This is a genomic window from Klebsiella terrigena (assembly GCF_006539725.1).
In the GTDB taxonomy this organism is placed as follows: Bacteria; Pseudomonadota; Gammaproteobacteria; order Enterobacterales; family Enterobacteriaceae; genus Klebsiella; species Klebsiella terrigena.
The window spans coordinates 44,139-59,731 of the sequence record NZ_BJNO01000014.1 but is presented as its reverse complement, the minus strand read 5'-3'; the positions used below and the strand labels follow the sequence as shown (position 1 = coordinate 59,731).

General features: G+C 61.0%; 15 protein-coding genes. 3 read left to right on the top strand and 12 right to left on the bottom strand.

From position 1 onward, the window contains the following. Positions 1–4 precede the first annotated feature (4 nt). On the top strand, positions 5–1,795 hold the full coding sequence (locus RTE01_RS15975) for an aryl-sulfate sulfotransferase (RefSeq protein ID WP_134525304.1): 1,791 nt from the start codon (positions 5–7) through the stop codon (positions 1,793–1,795). A 165-nt stretch (positions 1,796–1,960) separates the two neighbouring features. Next, entirely contained in the window at positions 1,961–2,623 is a 663-nt protein-coding gene (locus tag RTE01_RS15970) for an HAD family hydrolase (protein ID WP_134525305.1), read from the top strand. Positions 2,624–2,669: 46 nt separating this feature from the next. Here RTE01_RS15970 and phnE (RTE01_RS15965) read toward each other — a convergent pair whose 3' ends face one another. From phnE (RTE01_RS15965) to RTE01_RS15930, 8 genes are all read right to left on the bottom strand, one after another. Continuing rightward, complete coding sequence (phnE, locus tag RTE01_RS15965) at positions 2,670–3,548, bottom strand: phosphonate ABC transporter, permease protein PhnE (RefSeq protein WP_041144223.1); 879 nt, start codon at positions 3,546–3,548, stop codon at positions 2,670–2,672. Continuing rightward, positions 3,545–4,417 carry a phosphonate ABC transporter, permease protein PhnE gene (gene phnE, locus RTE01_RS15960; protein ID WP_134525306.1) on the bottom strand — a complete coding sequence of 291 codons (873 nt, stop codon included), beginning with the start codon at positions 4,415–4,417 and terminating at the stop codon, positions 3,545–3,547. Before phnE (RTE01_RS15960) ends, phnE (RTE01_RS15965) begins: the two co-directional genes overlap by 4 nt. Positions 4,418–4,485: 68 nt before the next feature. After that, on the bottom strand, positions 4,486–5,427 hold the full coding sequence (gene phnD, locus RTE01_RS15955; protein WP_041144225.1) for a phosphonate ABC transporter substrate-binding protein: 942 nt from the start codon (positions 5,425–5,427) through the stop codon (positions 4,486–4,488). A gap of 23 nt (positions 5,428–5,450) precedes the next feature. Next, positions 5,451–6,293: a phosphonate ABC transporter ATP-binding protein gene (gene phnC / locus RTE01_RS15950; RefSeq protein WP_041144226.1), complete on the bottom strand. Its 843-nt coding sequence runs from the start codon at positions 6,291–6,293 to the stop codon at positions 5,451–5,453. Positions 6,294–6,472: 179 nt separating this feature from the next. Beyond that, entirely contained in the window at positions 6,473–7,168 is a 696-nt protein-coding gene (locus RTE01_RS15945; RefSeq protein WP_041144227.1) for an amino acid ABC transporter permease, read from the bottom strand. Then, entirely contained in the window at positions 7,158–7,910 is a 753-nt protein-coding gene (locus RTE01_RS15940) for an amino acid ABC transporter permease (protein WP_041144228.1), read from the bottom strand. The genes RTE01_RS15945 and RTE01_RS15940 overlap by 11 nt, the downstream gene beginning before the upstream one ends. Then, positions 7,907–8,725, bottom strand: coding sequence for an amino acid ABC transporter ATP-binding protein (locus RTE01_RS15935; protein ID WP_076944615.1), 819 nt, complete (start codon positions 8,723–8,725; stop codon positions 7,907–7,909). The genes RTE01_RS15940 and RTE01_RS15935 overlap by 4 nt, the downstream gene beginning before the upstream one ends. A gap of 1 nt (position 8,726) precedes the next feature. Continuing rightward, a complete protein-coding gene (locus tag RTE01_RS15930) occupies positions 8,727–9,536 on the bottom strand; it encodes an ABC transporter substrate-binding protein (RefSeq protein WP_166793710.1) in 810 nt (269 codons plus the stop codon). Between the two features lie 273 nt (positions 9,537–9,809). Here RTE01_RS15930 and RTE01_RS15925 point away from each other — a divergent pair, with 273 nt between their 5' ends. Further along, a complete protein-coding gene (locus tag RTE01_RS15925; RefSeq protein ID WP_041144231.1) occupies positions 9,810–9,986 on the top strand; it encodes a hypothetical protein in 177 nt (58 codons plus the stop codon). Positions 9,987–10,092: 106 nt separating this feature from the next. On the opposite strand, the gene eutC is transcribed toward RTE01_RS15925, so the two are convergent. The 4 genes from eutC to RTE01_RS15905 all read right to left on the bottom strand — a co-directional run bounded on the left by eutC (position 10,093) and on the right by RTE01_RS15905 (position 15,399). Beyond that, on the bottom strand, positions 10,093–10,872 hold the full coding sequence (gene eutC, locus RTE01_RS15920; RefSeq protein ID WP_134525308.1) for an ethanolamine ammonia-lyase subunit EutC: 780 nt from the start codon (positions 10,870–10,872) through the stop codon (positions 10,093–10,095). An 11-nt stretch (positions 10,873–10,883) separates the two neighbouring features. Continuing rightward, positions 10,884–12,257, bottom strand: coding sequence for an ethanolamine ammonia-lyase subunit EutB (locus tag RTE01_RS15915; protein WP_115193479.1), 1,374 nt, complete (start codon positions 12,255–12,257; stop codon positions 10,884–10,886). Between the two features lie 9 nt (positions 12,258–12,266). Further along, a complete protein-coding gene (gene eat / locus RTE01_RS15910; RefSeq protein WP_041144234.1) occupies positions 12,267–13,646 on the bottom strand; it encodes an ethanolamine permease in 1,380 nt (459 codons plus the stop codon). A 370-nt stretch (positions 13,647–14,016) separates the two neighbouring features. Beyond that, complete coding sequence (locus RTE01_RS15905) at positions 14,017–15,399, bottom strand: glycoside hydrolase family 28 protein (RefSeq protein WP_134525309.1); 1,383 nt, start codon at positions 15,397–15,399, stop codon at positions 14,017–14,019. Positions 15,400–15,593 lie beyond the last annotated feature (194 nt).

Sequence of the window (15,593 nt, the reverse complement as noted above, 5' to 3'; positions counted from 1 at the left end):
CACCATGGGACATCCTTCCGTTTACCCGACCGGCGCCACCGTTTACGATCCCACGCGCGCCTGGAGCGGCTACACCCTTTTCCAGGCTACCGAGCGCGGCGCGGTGCTGGTGGATATGAACGGCCAGGTGGTACGCGAATGGCCTGAACTGCACGGATTTCCCAATAAGATCCTGCCCGGCGGCGCGATACTCGGCCACAGCGGCGAGCGCGATCCGCGCTACGGCATGCAGGATATGCTCGATCTGATCCAGGTCGATTGGGAGGGCAACGTGACCTGGAAGTTCGATCGCTACGAGCAGGTCAGCGATCCCGGCAACGAAACGCGCTGGATGGCCCGCGCGCATCACGATTACCAGCGCGCCGGCAATCCGGTAGGCTACTACGCGCCGGGCCTGGAGCCGCAGGTGGAGGGGGGAAATACGCTGATCCTCGCCCACACCAACCTGGTGAATGCCGATATCTCCGACAAGCTGCTGCTGGATGACACGATTATCGAAGTCGACTGGCAGGGCAACGTGGTCTGGGAGTGGCGCTGCAGCGACCATTTCCACGAGCTTGGCTTCGACGATGCGGCGCGCACCGCGCTGTACAATAACCCCAATATGCGCGCCAGCGGCGGCGGAATGGGCGACTGGATGCATATCAACTCGATGTCGGCGCTGGGGCCGAACAGGTGGTATGACGCCGGGGATCGGCGCTTCCATCCCGACAATATTATCTGGGACGCCCGCGAATCCAACATCATCGCCATCATTGATAAGCAGAGCGGCAGTATCGTCTGGCAGCTTGGCCCGGATTACAGTAAGCCGGAGCTCAAGCACATCGGCTGGATTATCGGCCAGCATCACGCACATATGATCCCCCACGGGCTGCCGGGCGCGGGCAATATCCTCATCTTCGATAACGGCGGCTGGGCCGGATACGGCGCGCCGAACCCGGCGTCGGCGGACGGGGTGAAAAACGCCTGGCGCGATTATTCGCGGATCCTCGAGATCAATCCGCTAACCCTTGATATTGAGTGGCGCTACTCGCCCTACGAAGCGGATCTGCCGCAGCCGACCGATTCATACCGTTTCTACAGCCCCTATATCAGCAATATGCAGCGCCTGGAAAACGGCAATACCTTGATTAACGAAGGTTCGAACGGCCGCGTTTTTGAAGTGACCCGCGATCATGAGATCGTCTGGGAATATATTTCGCCGTTCTGGGGCAGGACGCTGAATAACAATATGGTCTATCGCGCCTACCGCATCCCCTACGCCTGGATCCCGCAGCTGGCGCAGCCGCAGGAGACGCCGATCGCGGCGGTGGACGTGCGGACGCTACGCCAGCCCGGCGCGGCGGCCGCGGGCCCGGCGCAGAGCGTGGTGCGGGTCGCGGGAGTGCAGCCGTATAGCAAAAGCGCCGACGCGCTGTGCGTGGCGACCGACAACGATACCCTGCGCCGCAGTCCGAAGCTGTTCCGGGTGGCGGAAAGCGCCTTCAACCCGCTGAGCGCGGCGCAGGAGCTGGAGAGCGAGCGGCCGGTGCTGCTGTTTGTCGGCGCGGAGCGCTGCGTGCACTGCCGTAAGCTCTGGCAGCTGCTGGCGCAGGAAAAGGTTGCGGCGCGGATCGCAGCGCTGGATACGCGCTATCTTGATGCCGATCGCCACCCGGAGCTGGCGGCCACCCTCGGGGTTCGCGGCCTGCCGACGCTGCTGCTGATCGAGCAGGGCCAGCCGACGTCGCGGGCGCCCGCGCAGCCGTCGGTTGAAAATCTGCTGACCTGGCTGAACGGCGCGCTGGCGTCGTAGAACCGCTGCGGGCTGGCTTTATGCCGGCCCGGGTTGATGGACGGATATTTCGTTTGCTACCTTGAGGCGGTGGCGTGACGGCGGAGAGGCTGGGCGGATCATTCTGCTGTCATCTTTCGAAAGCATGCTCTGGCGGGCCTGTTTACTGATTAGGGAAAATTAACGATGTCCAACGCTCTCACGATTTTCGATCTGGATAACACCTTGATTAAGGGTGACAGCAGTACGGTATGGAGCCGTTTCCTGATGAGGGAAGGATGGATTAGCGACCCGGACTATCTGGCGCGAGAAGCGATGCTGATGGCGGATTACGATCGCGGCGAGATGAATATCGCCGACTACGTGGCGCTAATCCAGGCCCCGCTGATCGGCGTCCCGCAGGCGGAAGTTGACGGCCTGGTCGCCCGCTGCGTGCGCGAGGAGATCCTGCCCCGCGTCTACCCGCAGGCGTGGGAGGTTATCCGCACGCTGCGGGCGCGCGGCGAACAGATGCTGGTGATCTCGGCCTCGGTCAGCCTGCTGGTGCAGGCGGTGTCCGATGAGCTGGGCATCGACCAGGCGTTAGGCATTGACGTGGAGATGGCCGATGGCGGCTATACCGGCGTGATTGCCGGCACGCCGAGCTATCAGCATGGGAAGGTGGTTCGGCTGGCGCAGTGGCGGCAGGCCTATCCGCAGCTCGTCGGCGAGGTGACGTTTTATACCGATTCAATCAACGATCTGCCGCTGTGCCTGCACGCCGATCGCGTGCGGCTGGTCAACCCTTGCCCGCAGCTGGCAGCGGCGAATGAGGAGCATCGCTGGCCGGTGCTCAGCTGGCAGCTTTAATCTCCCCGGGCGGGTGCAGCGCACCGCCTCGGGGAGGCGGGCGCTATCAGGATTTAAACAGCGGCACCACGCTGCCGCCGATGTAGCGCCGACGGAGCCAGGCGGAGAGCGTATCCATCGCCATCACCACCGCCACCAGCAGGAGGGTGATAAACATCACCACGTCCCAGTTCCACAGGCGCATATTCTCGGCGTAAATCAGGCCGATCCCGCCGGCGCCGACGAAGCCCAGCACCGCCGCCGAGCGGGTGTTGGACTCGATTTGATAAAGGCTCAGGGCCAGAAACGTCGGGAAGGATTGGGTGAAAATGCCGAAGCGGTGTTTCTGCAGGCCGTTGGCACCGACGGCGGTCAGCCCGCGACCCGGTGAGCGGTCTACCGCCTCGTGGCCTTCGGCATACAGGCGGCCGAGCAGGCCGGTATCCTGCATAATAATCGCCAGCACCCCGGCCAGCGGCCCGAGGCCGACGGCGCGCACAAAAATCAGCCCCCAGATAGCCATATCGATCCCGCGCAGGACGTCAAACAGCCGACGCATCAGCAGGGCGATAATCCCCGGAATCAAGCCGCGCATAATATTGCGCGCCGCGAGGAAGGAGAGCAGCAGGGCGATAACCGTGGCGGTGAGCGTCCCGACGAAGACGATCGCCAGGGTAATCCCGATCTGCGTGAAATAGTAGCGGAACGGCCAGTTAAAAAAGTCGTGCCACACGAACATGCGCAGCAGGTAGCGGCTGATTTGCTGCAGCCCGGTGGTGAGCTGCTCCCCGCTGATGCCAAACTGCATAAAGAACCAGACGTAATAGAGCACGCTCAGCAGCGCCAGCAGGCCGACGTAGCGCAAATAGCGCCCCTGGGCCTGATACAGCGCCTTATGCTGGCGACGGCTGGCGGCGATATCCGGTTGGTTTTGCCACTGACTCATTTTTTACCCTCAAGAACCCACTGCCGCAGGCGGCCGGACAGCATATCCAGCAGCGATACTACGATGATGATCAGCAGCAGCGTGATGCTGACCTGATCGTAACGATCGAGCTTAATGTTGGTCATCAGCTCCTGGCCGATCCCGCCTGCGCCCACCAGTCCAAGAATGGTTGAGGAGCGGAAGTTGATCTCCAGGCGCATAAAGCCGTAGGAGAGAAAAATCGGTTTGACCTGCGGCCACAGGGCGAAGCGAACTCGCTGCAGCGGCGAGGCGCCGCAGGCCATCAGCCCGCGAACCGGCTTGTCCTGGGCGCTTTCCACCGCTTCATAAAACAGCTTGGTCAGGCTGCCGATGGTATGCAGCATCAGCGCGAGGAAGCCGGGGATTGCGCCAATGCCGAAGGCCATCACGAAAATGACCGCCCACGCCAGCTCCGGCATGGTGCGTAAAAAGGCGACCAAAACGCGAATGGCGAAGCGCAGCGGCGGCGGCGACCAGGCGTTATTGGCGGCGAGAAAGCCCAGCAGGGTGGCAATGACCACGGCGACCAGGGTGGAAGCCAGCGCCAGCTGCAGGGTTTCCCAAATCAGCGGCAGCTGGATCGACAGGCGGTAGCCCCAGTAAGCGAATGACCCTTTGGTATGCGAATCGGCGAACAGATCGCTGAGATGCAGCGTCGGCAGCGTCTCAAACATGTAATCGAAAAAGTTTGGCAGGGAGTGCCAGATGGTGAAGAGATTAAATTCAGCCGCGCTGCCCGCGGCGAAGTAAAGCACCAGCAGCAGCAGCGACCAGCTAAAGGTGTCGCGCTTTTGCCGCGCGCGCACCTGCTGGTAATAGCGTTCAAATTCGGTATTCGAAATATTCATACGTCAAGAGGTCTTCAGCATACCGCCGCCTCGCGCCTGCTACGGCGGGAGACGGCGTGGAGGCGGGATTAACGGGCGCTCACCAGCTCGCGCTTCATATCGATGATCTGCTGGAAATCGGCAACGCTGCCCGGGCCGATATGCTGGGTGCCGCCCATCGCTTTGATAAAGCAGGCGTGGTTATCGGTATCCAGCTTCTTGATCGCGGTGATAACTTTGGCTTTAAAATCAGCCGGCAGCGCGTTGCTCACCAGGATCGGGCCGTTGGGGATCAGCGGCGATTGCCAGATGATGCGGATCTGCTTCATCAGATCCGGATGATCCATGCGAATCAGGCGGTTGAACGCGCCCACGCTGTAGCCGCTGTTGTAGTCACCCACCATAGAGGTCCAGGTCACCGCGCCGGCAAACTGGCCGTTCAGCACGCCGAGAATGTCCTGCTCGTGGCCGCCGGAGAAGGTTACGCTGGAGAAGAAGTTTTTGTATTTGTCATCCGCGCTGCCGCCAAATTTCTGCTTAAAGGCGTGGTTCGGGATCAGGAAGCCGGAGGTTGAATCCGGGTCGGCGAAGCCAAAGGCTTTGCCTTTCAGATCGTCTAACGATTTATACGGGCTGTCGGCTTTAACGATAACCACCGAATGGTAGCCGCGCGACTTGTCTTTATCATCCACGGCGATGCCGACAATATCGACCGCTTTCGGGTTATTAATATAAACCGAGGCGTACGAGGAGGGCGACATGCTTAATACCACGTCAACCTTGCCGCCCAGCAGGCCCTGAATAACGCCGGAGTAGTCGGAAGAGTTGCGTAATTTGGTATCGACGTTCAGCTCTTTATCGAGGAAGTCTTTCACACACTGGTTATCACCAATTTGCTGGGTGGCGTTCTGGCCGCCGAGGATCCCCAGGTTTAACTCTTTCGGCTGCGCGGCAGCGCTCGCCTGCCATGCCATCATAATGCCCGCTACCGCTGCGGATAAACGAACTGCGCCAGTGATATATTGTTTCATTATTTTGCCCGTGTGAGTGGAAATTAATGCAATTGGCTAATTTCATCACCGTACAGCCGATGCAGAATATCCTGATTCAGCTGAGAGGGATGGTTGTCAAAAATAATGTTGCCCCGCGCCACGCCGATAACCCGCGTGCAGTACTCTTTCACCAGCTCGACCGAGTGCAGGTTGACCATCACGCTGATGCCCTGTTCGCTAATTTCGCGCAGCACGTTCATGATGCGCTGGGTATTTTTCGGATCGAGAGAGGCGACCGGCTCATCGGCCAGCAAAATACCGGGGTTCTGCATCAGCGCCCGGCAGATAGCCACGCGCTGCATCTGCCCGCCGGAGAGGTTTTCCGCCCGCTGCAGCGCATGCGGCAGCATGTTCATCCATTCGAGCAGGGAGATCGCCCGCGCCCGGTCGGCATCGGGGAAGACTTTGAACAGCGACTTCAGCGTTGAGGTTTGGCTCAGGCGCCCGAGCAGGACGTTTGTCAGTACATCAAGGCGCGGCACCAGGCAGAAATCCTGGAAAATCATCCCGCATTCGCTGCGCCAGGCGTTCAGCGCCCGGCCCTTGAGTTTGGCGACATCGTGCGGCGTGCCGACTTCCGGATAGCTGAGGATCTCGCCGCTGGTGGCGCTGTGGGTGCCGTTAAGCACGTGGAGCAGGGTTGATTTGCCCGCGCCGGAGCGGCCGATAACGCCCACCAGCTCGCCGGCGTGGAGATCGAAGCTGATGTCGTCCAGCACGGTTTGCTGCGCGCTGTAGGACTTGCTCAGGCCGCGCACGCTTAAGACTTTCCGCTGCCGATCGGTATCCGGCTGACTAAATTGTGGGTAATCGGTATCGGTTAGTGCAGCGAGAGAACTATTCATAACAGCGTCCAGGTTCGTCGTTAAACTGGGCACTATTAATGGCGTTTTATATGATCGTTATATGACGGTAAGGCGAACAAATAGTGAACGGTCGCGATTTGTCGCCGCGGAAAGGGCGAAAATAGTGCCCTCCGATGACGAAGGGCAGGGAGGTAGCGCGCCGGGTACGGCGGCGATTTTTATGCCGGCTTCAGCCGCTTGTGCCAGCGAAAACGGCGGCTTGCCAGCAGGCTCAGGCCGCAGCACAGCAGATAGTAGACCGCTCCGGTAAAGACAAAAATGGCCAGGGGATAGATCTGGACGCGGTTGTTCACCTGGCCGGCGACGGTGGTGAGCTCCGGGACGTTGACGATAAACGCCAGCGACGTATCCTTCAGCAGGCCGATAAAAATCCCCACCAGCGAAGGCTGTACGTTGCGCAGCGCCTGCGGCAGCAGGATCAGGCGCAGCGCCTGTCCGGCGGAAAAGCCCTGCGTCCGCGCCGCCTCATACTGTCCGGCGGGAAGCGACTGCAGGCCGGCCAGCACCGAGTGCATCACCGAAGCGGCGGTAAACCACGCCAGCGCCAGGGTCACCGTCACGGCGCCAGGCAGATCGCTGCCGGTGAGCATCGGCAGCAGATACCAGAGCCAAAAAATGACGAAAATCAGCGGAATGCCGCGAATGATTTCGGCCCACAAAAACAGCAGCCGACGGACGGTTCCGCCATAGCGCCAGGCGGCGCCGGCCAGTAAAATCCCGCCGGGCAGCGCCAGCGCCGCTGCGCCAACGGCCATCATCAGCGTCAGGGCCACGCCGCCGGGAATGCCTTCCGCCAGGCGTCCCCACAGCAGGTAATCGAGATTGTCGGCGATAACCGCCAGATTAGCGTTCATGCTGGGCTCTCCTGTGCGGACTATTACCCGGGCCGAGGCGCGTTAGCAGCAGCCCCATCGCCACGCCGAGCGCCAGATACAGCGCGGTGCCGACGGCAAAGGCTTCCAGCGCGTGGGCGTTATAGCTTTCAATTTGCCGCACCTGATAGGTCAGTTCGGCAAAGCCAATGCCGCTTGCCAGCGACGAGAGCTTCATCAGGTTCAGATACTGGCCGACAATCGGCTGCCAGGCGTTAGCCAGCCCCTGCGGCAGCAGAATATGGCGCAGCTCTCCCCATGGGGTAAACCCCTGCGAGACCGCCGCTTCCCGCTGGCCGCTGCCGACGGCGCGCAGCCCGGAGGCGATCTCTTCGATCAGGAACGCCGAGGTAAAGACCCCGAGTCCCCACATCGAGCAGATAAACTCCGGCGTCAGCCACCAGACGTTACCCGGCAGAATCGACCAGGCGTGGTCGGCGTTGATAAAATCGCGGGCACCGAGGGGCAGCAGGTTCCAGGCGGCAAAGTACCAGAACAGCAGCTGCACCAGCAGCGGGGTGTTGCGGAACAGTGAAACCCAGCAGGCCACCAGCCAGCGCCCCGGCCTGCCGCCGCCGAGGCGCAGCGCCAGCAGCAGGATAGCCAGTACGGTCGCCAGCGCCATCCCGGCAACGCTGACCCATACGGTGGTGAGAAACCCGGAGACGATCCACTGCAGCGGCTGGCCGCTGAGTACGCCGTGCCAGTCGAGAATCGGCGTCACTCGAGGCCCTCCTGGTGCAGCGGATTAAGCACCTTTTGCAGAAAGCGGCGGCTGCGGGCGTGCTGCGGGCGGGCGAAAAACTCCGCCGGCGGCGCCACTTCGAGGATATCGCCGCCGTCGATAAACACCACCCGGTCGGCAATCTCGCGGGCAAACTGCATCTCGTGGGTGACCACCACCATGGTGATGCCGCTGTGCGCCAGGGTTTTCATCACCTGCAGCACCTCGCCGATCATCTCCGGGTCGAGCGCCGAGGTTGGCTCGTCGAACAGAATAATTTGCGGCGAAGAGGCGAGGGCGCGCGCGATGGCCACGCGCTGCTGCTGGCCGCCGGAGAGCTGGGCCGGCATCTGGCTGGCCTTATCCTCCAGCCCCACCTGCCGCAGCAGCTCCAGCGCCCGCTGGCGGGCGTCATTTTTCGCCCAGCCGTGCACGCGCTCCAGCGCCAGGGTGATGTTTTCCTGCGCCGTCAGGTGGGCGTAGAGATTAAACTGCTGAAACACGAATCCGACGCGGCTGCGCAGCTGGCGTAACGCGGCGGTGCTGAGCTGACGCGTGGGCCTGCCGTCGATCAGGATCTCGCCGTCGCTCAGGGTTTCGAGCTGGTTGATCAGGCGGATCAGCGTTGATTTTCCCGATCCGGAAGGCCCCAGGATCGCCACCACTTCCCCGGGATTTATCTGCAGATCGACGCCGTTAAGCACCCGATGATCGCCGTAGCTTTTTGCTGCTTTACGCAGTTCGATACTGGCGTTCTGCAGATGTGAAAAATCCGCGGCCGAGGCCGCGGAGCGTGAAAATAAACCCGATAACATATTATTTAGCTTCTATGGTAAACGCGCGCGGCTGTGGGGTTTTGGTCGCCGGGCCGAACCAGACGTCGTAAATTTTTGCCGCCTGGCCAGATTTCTCCAGGTTCACCAGCTCGTCGTTCACCGCCTTCAGCAGCGCCGGCTCGCCTTTCTTCACGCCGACGCCGATCTCCTCTTTGCTCAGCAGGTCGGGGATGATTTTAAAGTTGGCTTTATCCGGCGCTTCCGCCAGCAGGCCGGCGAGAATGGTGCTGTCCTGGGTAATCGCCTGCACGTTGCCGTTACGCAGCGCGGTCAGCGCCAGCGGAATATCGTCATAGGAGAGCACGCGCGACTGCGGGAAGCGCTGGTGCAGCGCCTGCTCGCCGGTGGTGCCTTTGACCGCCCCGATGCGCGCTTTGCTGTAGTCATCAAGCTTATCCGCCGACTTAGCCGGCACGAGGAACTGCTGGCCGGTGACAAAGTACGGCGTTGAGAAATCAATCACCTGCGCGCGTTCCGGGGTGATGGTGATATCGGCGACGATCAGATCGGCCTTACCGGACTGCAGCAGCGGAATGCGGTTGGCCGGGTTGGTGGCGACCAGCTCCAGCTTCACGCCGAGAGATTTAGCCAGCGCCTGGGCGAAATCAACGTCATAGCCGACGATCTGGTGCGTTTTCGGGTCAACCGAGCCAAACGGCGGGTTGGCATCGAAGGTGGCGACTTTTACTACCCCGGCGGCTTTGATATCCGCCAGCTGGTCGGCCTGAGTCTGCGCGGCAAGCACCAAAATGCCCAGCGCCAGTGCAATTTTTGTTTTTGTCTTGCGCATTATTATATCCCCTAAGTCCCTGTATATGTTCTGTGGTTATTACGCTCCCATAGATTGGCCGCTGACGGCAAAGAAGAAAAAGTTCTTATCTATAGCAAAAAAGAACTTAACAAGATCATGGGTATTGGCATAGGGCGGCGCACGCCCGGCGGCCCTGGAGAAGACGCGTAATATGCATCTTCCGGGATTGAAAAGACGGAATTGATATTTCCCGAGCGGCGCAGGCTGTGGTTGAAATAGACCCAGGCAAAACGCTTCCCGACGGAGGAAAAAATGAAACTCACATTATGGCAGCGAATGACGCGCTGGCTGGCTTCGCTATCTCACGCTGAAGCCGGACAGCAGGATACCCAGAGAATGATGGAGGCCATATTACCGGTCGCCAGCCTGTACGGCATTGATATGGGGAATGTCGAAACGCGGTGGTTTCGCCATGATAAAACATACTGAGCGGCGCAGGACGCGTGAAGCCTACTGGAACGAGGTGTGCTTTGTGTAGCACAAGGCTGCTTGCGGTTGCGGCGACTGAACTTATCTGCCGCAGCCCCGAGCAGCTTTAATCTTTCCCGATGACCAGGGGTTTCACCCTGCCATGCAGTGCCGGATTATCGCTTTCATCCTTCAGACGCACGCCGGTCAGCCGGCGCAGAAAAGCCTGCTCCAGCAGCCACGCCAGCTTAAAGGCGGCGGCATCATAGCCCAGCCCTTCCGGGCGAATATTCGAAATACAGTTGCGCTCCGACTCCAGCCGCTGACGATGCGGTTGCCAGGTCAGGTAAACCCCGAGGCTGTCCGGTGACGAAAGCCCCGGCCGTTCGCCAATCAGTATCGCCACCGCGCGGGCCCGCAGCGTTTCGCCAATATCATCCCCCAGCGCGACCCGAGACTGATGGGCCAGCACCACCGGCGCGAGGCTCAGCCCCAGCGTCTGCAGATAGGGCAGCAGGGCGCGGATCAGCGGCAGGGTCTGGCGCTGCACCGCGTAAGAGGAGAGCCCGTCGCCGATAACCAGCAGCAGGTCGGCGGGACGCGCGCCGCTGGCGGCGAGGTCCGCGCGGCTCTCATCGTTCAGCCGTCGCCCCAGATCGGGGCGGTTAAGATAGATATGCCGATCGGCGGCGGCGCTGTGCACCGTCAGCGACGAGAGGCCCAGCTCCGCCAGCGGGGATATCAACCCTTCGCTGTCAAAAGGCTGGTGGATGGCGTCGCGCGCCCGGGCGTGCGCGAGGCCAAAATTCAGCACCTCGCGGGTTGGCAGGCTGGCGCCGCTGCGGCCCAGCGCGATGCGCGCAGCGGTGAATTCACGTAGCGGGTTCCAGGCGTCGGGGCGATTCATACCGGTTCTCCTTACGCCATCACGGAAAGCAGAGGATGGCGGGCGTCGGTCAGGCGCAGCGCGCCGTCCGGGTGGGTTATCTGCATTTTCGTCAGCCAGGCGGCGAACTCTGGCGCGTGCTTGAGGCCCAGCAGGCGGCGGGCGTACAGGGCATCGTGGAACGAGGTGCTTTGGTAGTTGAGCATGATATCGTCCGCGCCGGGAACGCCGATTAAAAAGGTCAGCCCGGCGGTGCACAGCAGGGTCAGCAGGGTGTCCATGTCATCCTGATCCGCCTCGGCGTGGTTGGTGTAGCAAACGTCGCAGCCGATCGGCAGCCCCATGATCTTGCCGCAGAAGTGATCCTCGAGGCCGGCGCGAATAATCTGCTTCCCGTCATAGAGATATTCCGGGCCGATGAATCCCACCACGGTATTGACCAGCAGCGGATCGAAATGGCGGGCGACGGCGTAGGCGCGGGCTTCGCAGGTTTGCTGATCGACGCCGTGGTGGGCGTTAGCCGAAAGACAGCTCCCCTGGCCGGTTTCAAAATACATCACGTTGTTGCCGAGGGTGCCGCGGTTGAGGCTCAGCGCGGCCTCCCTGGCCTCCTGCAGCAGCGCCAGATTAATACCGAAGCCGCCGTTGGCCGCCTCGGTGCCCGCCACCGACTGAAATACCAGGTCCACCGGCGCGCCGCGCTCAATCAGCTGCAGGGTGTTGGTGACGTGGGTCAGAATGCAGGACTGGGTGGGGATCGCAAAGCGCTGAATGATATCGTCGAGCATATGGTTGAGCTGCGCCAGCACCGGCAGGCTGTCGCTGGCCGGGTTGATGCCGATAACCGCGTCGCCCGCGCCGTACAGCAGGCCGTCGAGCATGCTGGCGGCGATGCCCTTCAGATCGTCGGTCGGGTGGTTGGGCTGCAGACGCACGCTAAGATGCCCCGGCAGGCCAATCGTATTGCGAAAGCGGGTGGTTACCCGGCATTTGCTGGCGGCGAGGATCAGGTCCTGGTTACGCATCAGCTTGCTGACCGCGGCCGCCATCTCCGGGGTTATCGCCCGCGCCACCTGCTGCAGGGTGGCGGTATCGGTGGCGTCGTCAAGCAGCCAGTCGCGAAAGTCGCCCACCGTCAGGTGGCTAATCGCCGCGAAGCCGCGGCTATCGTGAGTGTCGATAATCAGCCGGGTGACTTCGTCCTGCTCGTAGGGGATGAGCGGGCTGTCGAGGATCGCCTTTAGCGGCACCTCCGCCAGCGCCATTTTCGCCGCCATCCGCTCTTCGGCGCTCTCGGCGATAATCCCGGCGAGGGCATCCCCGGAACGTGCCGGAGAGGCCTTCGCCAGTAGCGTCTTCAGACTATCAAAGCGCCAGACCTGGCCTGATAGCGTTGTTTTATACATGCCGCCTCCTCAGGAGACTATACGCAGCTGCGGATCCACCGGCGCGCGCTCGCGGGCCGCCGCGGTTTTACGAAACCACAGGTAGCCGCCGAGCATCATGGCCGCAAAAATCAGCGCCAGCAGCGTGTTATACCAGACCATCGCCACCAGGCAGAGCACCGCCATCGCCAGGGCGAAGGCCGGCGCCCACGGATAGAGCGGCGCGCGGAACGGGCGAATCAGTTTCGGCTCGCTGCGGCGCAGCTTGAACAGCGCCGCCATCGAGGTGATATACATAACAATAGCGCCAAATACCGACATCGTGACGATGCAGGCGGTGAGCGGCATCCCGCTGATGGTGATCAGCGAGTCGGAGAAAATAGCGGCAATGCCCACCACGCCCCCGGCGAGGATCGCCAGATGCGGCGTGCGGGTGCGGCGGTTGAGCGTTGCCAGGCTGGCGGGCAGGTAGCCGGCCCGCGCCAGCGAGTAGATCTGCCGGGAGTAGCCCATGATAATGCCGTGGAACGAAGCCACCAGGCCGAACAGCCCCAGCCATACCAGCATATGCAGCCAGCCGCTGCTGCTGCCGACCACCATTTTCATCGCCTGCGGCAGCGGATCGTTGATGTTAGCGAGCGCCCGCCAGTCGCCGACGCCGCCGGCAAACACCATGACGCCGAGCGCCAATACGGTAAGGGTCAGGATCCCGCCGCCCAGCGCGCGGGGGATGGTGCGCTGCGGATCTTTAGCCTCTTCGGCGGCCATCGATGCGCCTTCAATAGCCAGAAAGAACCAGATTGCAAAAGGAATGGCCGCGAACATTCCCGGCAGCGCCAGCCCGCTGAAGCTCTCCGCTCCGGCCCAGCCGTTGGCGGTGAAGTGGCTCCACGAGAAGCCCGGAGCGACCACGCCCATAAACACCAGCAGTTCGAAAATCGCCAGCAGGGTGACAATCAGCTCAAAGGTAGCGGCAATGCCGACGCCGAGAATGTTCAGCGTCATAAAGATGACGTAGGCGCCGCAGGCCACCCATTTTGGGTCCAGCGCCGGAAACTGGACGTTGAGGTAGGCACCAATCGCCATGGCAATCGCCGGCGGGGCGAAGACGAACTCAATCAGCGTCGCGAAGCCGGCAATAAAGCCGCCGGTCGGGCCAAAAGCGCGGTAGGCGTAGGCGAACGGGCCGCCGGCGTGGGGGATCGCGGTCGTCAGCTCGGTGAAACTAAAAATAAAGGCGCAGTACATGGCGGCAACCGCCAGCGCCACGATGAGAAATCCCAGCGTCCCGGCCTGGGACCAGCCGTAGCTCCAGCCGAAATACTCCCCGGAAATAACCAGCCCAACGGCAATCCCCCACAGGCGGAAACTGCCGAGCGTTCTTTTTAGCGTTGTGGTTTGCTCTGTCATTTTTACGACCTCGCCAGATAAAGTGACCCGGCTCACCACGCTATTTTATTTGCCAGCTGAGGCCTGGGCAGTGCTCAACAAAATACGCGAGTATTTTGAACGCCCTTTAGGGCGGCCCGCAGGGTGAGCGCAGCGAATAAATCCTCACGTACCAGGTGTACGCTCCGGTTTTTGCGCGCTGTCCATGCCCAAACTGCCTGCAATAATGACGCCTGGTGAACCTGGTATTTCAGATATGTGGAGGGTTGCAAAGAGAGTGCCAGGTCAGAGCCCCGATAAACGCGGGGGGTTAGCCGCGGGACGATCCAAAAAAGGGCAGCCTGCGCGCGCAAAGATATGCGTCCTGGTGCAGCTGCCCACAAATGTAGCGCTAGTCGCGAACGACGGCGCCCGCGTCCTGTTGAATCACCGGGCCCTCTTTTACCTTCAGGTTGAGGCCTCGGGTCTCCAGCTCGGCGTGACGAATGCGCAGACCGCGGGTCGCCTCGATGTTGACGTTGCTAAAGTGGAACCCGCTCAGCGGCGCCTCCGGGGTGCCGATAATATAGGCCGCCGCTTTGCTATCGCCGGTGGAGGTTAAATTTTCCACGGTGATATTGCTGAAGTGCGGGGTTTTATATTTGTCGAACGGCTGTTTCGGGTCGCTGTCCGGCGGGTAGATCTGCTCGCCGAGGGTAAATCCTCCGGCCTGCAGCTGCTTGTCGACCTCGGCCTGCACGATAGGCGCGGCTTTGTAGTAGGCGGAGAAGACCAGCGGCACCTCGACGTTATGCATGGTGGTGTTGCGGTAAACGATATTTTTTACCTCTCCGCCTTTGCCGCGCGGGCTCTTAATGCGAATGCCGTACATTGAGCCTTCAAAGGTGTTGTTTTCCACCAGCACGTTGTTGACGCCGCCGGCGCTTTCGCTGCCGATAGAGATACCGCGCCCCTGCCTGAGCGTATTGTTGGCGATGTAAATATTATCGACCACCCCGTCAGGGAAGCGCGGATCGGCTCTCTCCGCTTTGATGGCGATATGGTCGTCATTGCAGTCGATATAGTTGTTGGTGATGCGGATGTTCTGGCTGTCGATAGGATCGATGGCGTCGGTATTCGGCGCATGCCACGGGGATAAAATTCGCGTGCCGTTAATGTCGATATCATGCGCGTAGCGGGTGACGATGTGGAAGCTGGGAGAGTGGGTGAGGGTCACGCCGTCGATCAGCACGTTGCTCGAACGGGTGATGTAGATCAGCCGCGGCCGGTCGGTGCCGCCTTTCTTGCCGCTGGCGCGAATATTTTCTCGCCAGCGCTCCCACCATACCGCTCCCTGGCCGTCGATGGTCCCTTCACCCACGATAGCGACGTTTTGCGCATTGGCGATGCTGATAAACGGCAGCCAGCCGTTTTCCGCTGCAGCATACTGCGTTTTTTCATCTCCGCGCCAGGCTGCGACTTCGCTTGAGGCGACGAGGGTCGCGTCTTTCTCCAGCTTGAGCCGAATATTACTTTTCAAAAACAGCGGATTGGTCAGATAGTTTCCCTTCGGGACCCGCACCGTGCCGCCACCTGCGGCGGCGCAGTCATCGATCGCTTTTTGAATGGCGTCGGTATTCAGCGCAATCTGCAGGCGGTGGCCTTCTGCGCCGTATTGGGTGACGTCGCAGACTTTATCCGCAAACGTCACCGCGCTGGCGGCGAGAACCGTATGAAAGGGGATGACGCCGACGATAGCGGCGGCAGCCAACAGAGGAAAGGGGCGGGTTGTCATCTGATTATCCTTTTTAGGTGTTGTGTTTTGTAAAAATAGCAACATTGTTTTATTTTTGTGTTTATGCCGATCACGTTTTGCTTTTTGTCATTTAAATGCCCGGAACCCGCGCGCATTTTTCGGGCAAACGCCCGTAAAATGGCGTGGAAAGCGGCGCTTGTTTTGCAATTTCAGCTGCGGCGCGGTATAACTGC

Excerpts from the sequence above, each read along its gene's own strand:
- RTE01_RS15975 (WP_134525304.1), top strand. The coding sequence starts at position 5 with ATGGGACATCCTTCCGTTTACCCGACCGGCGCCACCGTTTACGATCCC.
- RTE01_RS15970 (WP_134525305.1), top strand. The coding sequence starts at position 1,961 with ATGTCCAACGCTCTCACGATTTTCGATCTGGATAACACCTTGATTAAG.
- phnE (WP_041144223.1), bottom strand. The coding sequence starts at position 3,548 with ATGAGTCAGTGGCAAAACCAACCGGATATCGCCGCCAGCCGTCGCCAG.
- phnE (WP_134525306.1), bottom strand. The coding sequence starts at position 4,417 with ATGAATATTTCGAATACCGAATTTGAACGCTATTACCAGCAGGTGCGC.
- phnD (WP_041144225.1), bottom strand. The coding sequence starts at position 5,427 with ATGAAACAATATATCACTGGCGCAGTTCGTTTATCCGCAGCGGTAGCG.
- phnC (WP_041144226.1), bottom strand. The coding sequence starts at position 6,293 with ATGAATAGTTCTCTCGCTGCACTAACCGATACCGATTACCCACAATTT.
- RTE01_RS15945 (WP_041144227.1), bottom strand. The coding sequence starts at position 7,168 with ATGAACGCTAATCTGGCGGTTATCGCCGACAATCTCGATTACCTGCTG.
- RTE01_RS15935 (WP_076944615.1), bottom strand. The coding sequence starts at position 8,725 with ATGTTATCGGGTTTATTTTCACGCTCCGCGGCCTCGGCCGCGGATTTT.
- RTE01_RS15930 (WP_166793710.1), bottom strand. The coding sequence starts at position 9,536 with ATGCGCAAGACAAAAACAAAAATTGCACTGGCGCTGGGCATTTTGGTG.
- RTE01_RS15925 (WP_041144231.1), top strand. The coding sequence starts at position 9,810 with ATGAAACTCACATTATGGCAGCGAATGACGCGCTGGCTGGCTTCGCTA.
- eutC (WP_134525308.1), bottom strand. The coding sequence starts at position 10,872 with ATGAATCGCCCCGACGCCTGGAACCCGCTACGTGAATTCACCGCTGCG.
- RTE01_RS15915 (WP_115193479.1), bottom strand. The coding sequence starts at position 12,257 with ATGTATAAAACAACGCTATCAGGCCAGGTCTGGCGCTTTGATAGTCTG.
- eat (WP_041144234.1), bottom strand. The coding sequence starts at position 13,646 with ATGACAGAGCAAACCACAACGCTAAAAAGAACGCTCGGCAGTTTCCGC.
- RTE01_RS15905 (WP_134525309.1), bottom strand. The coding sequence starts at position 15,399 with ATGACAACCCGCCCCTTTCCTCTGTTGGCTGCCGCCGCTATCGTCGGC.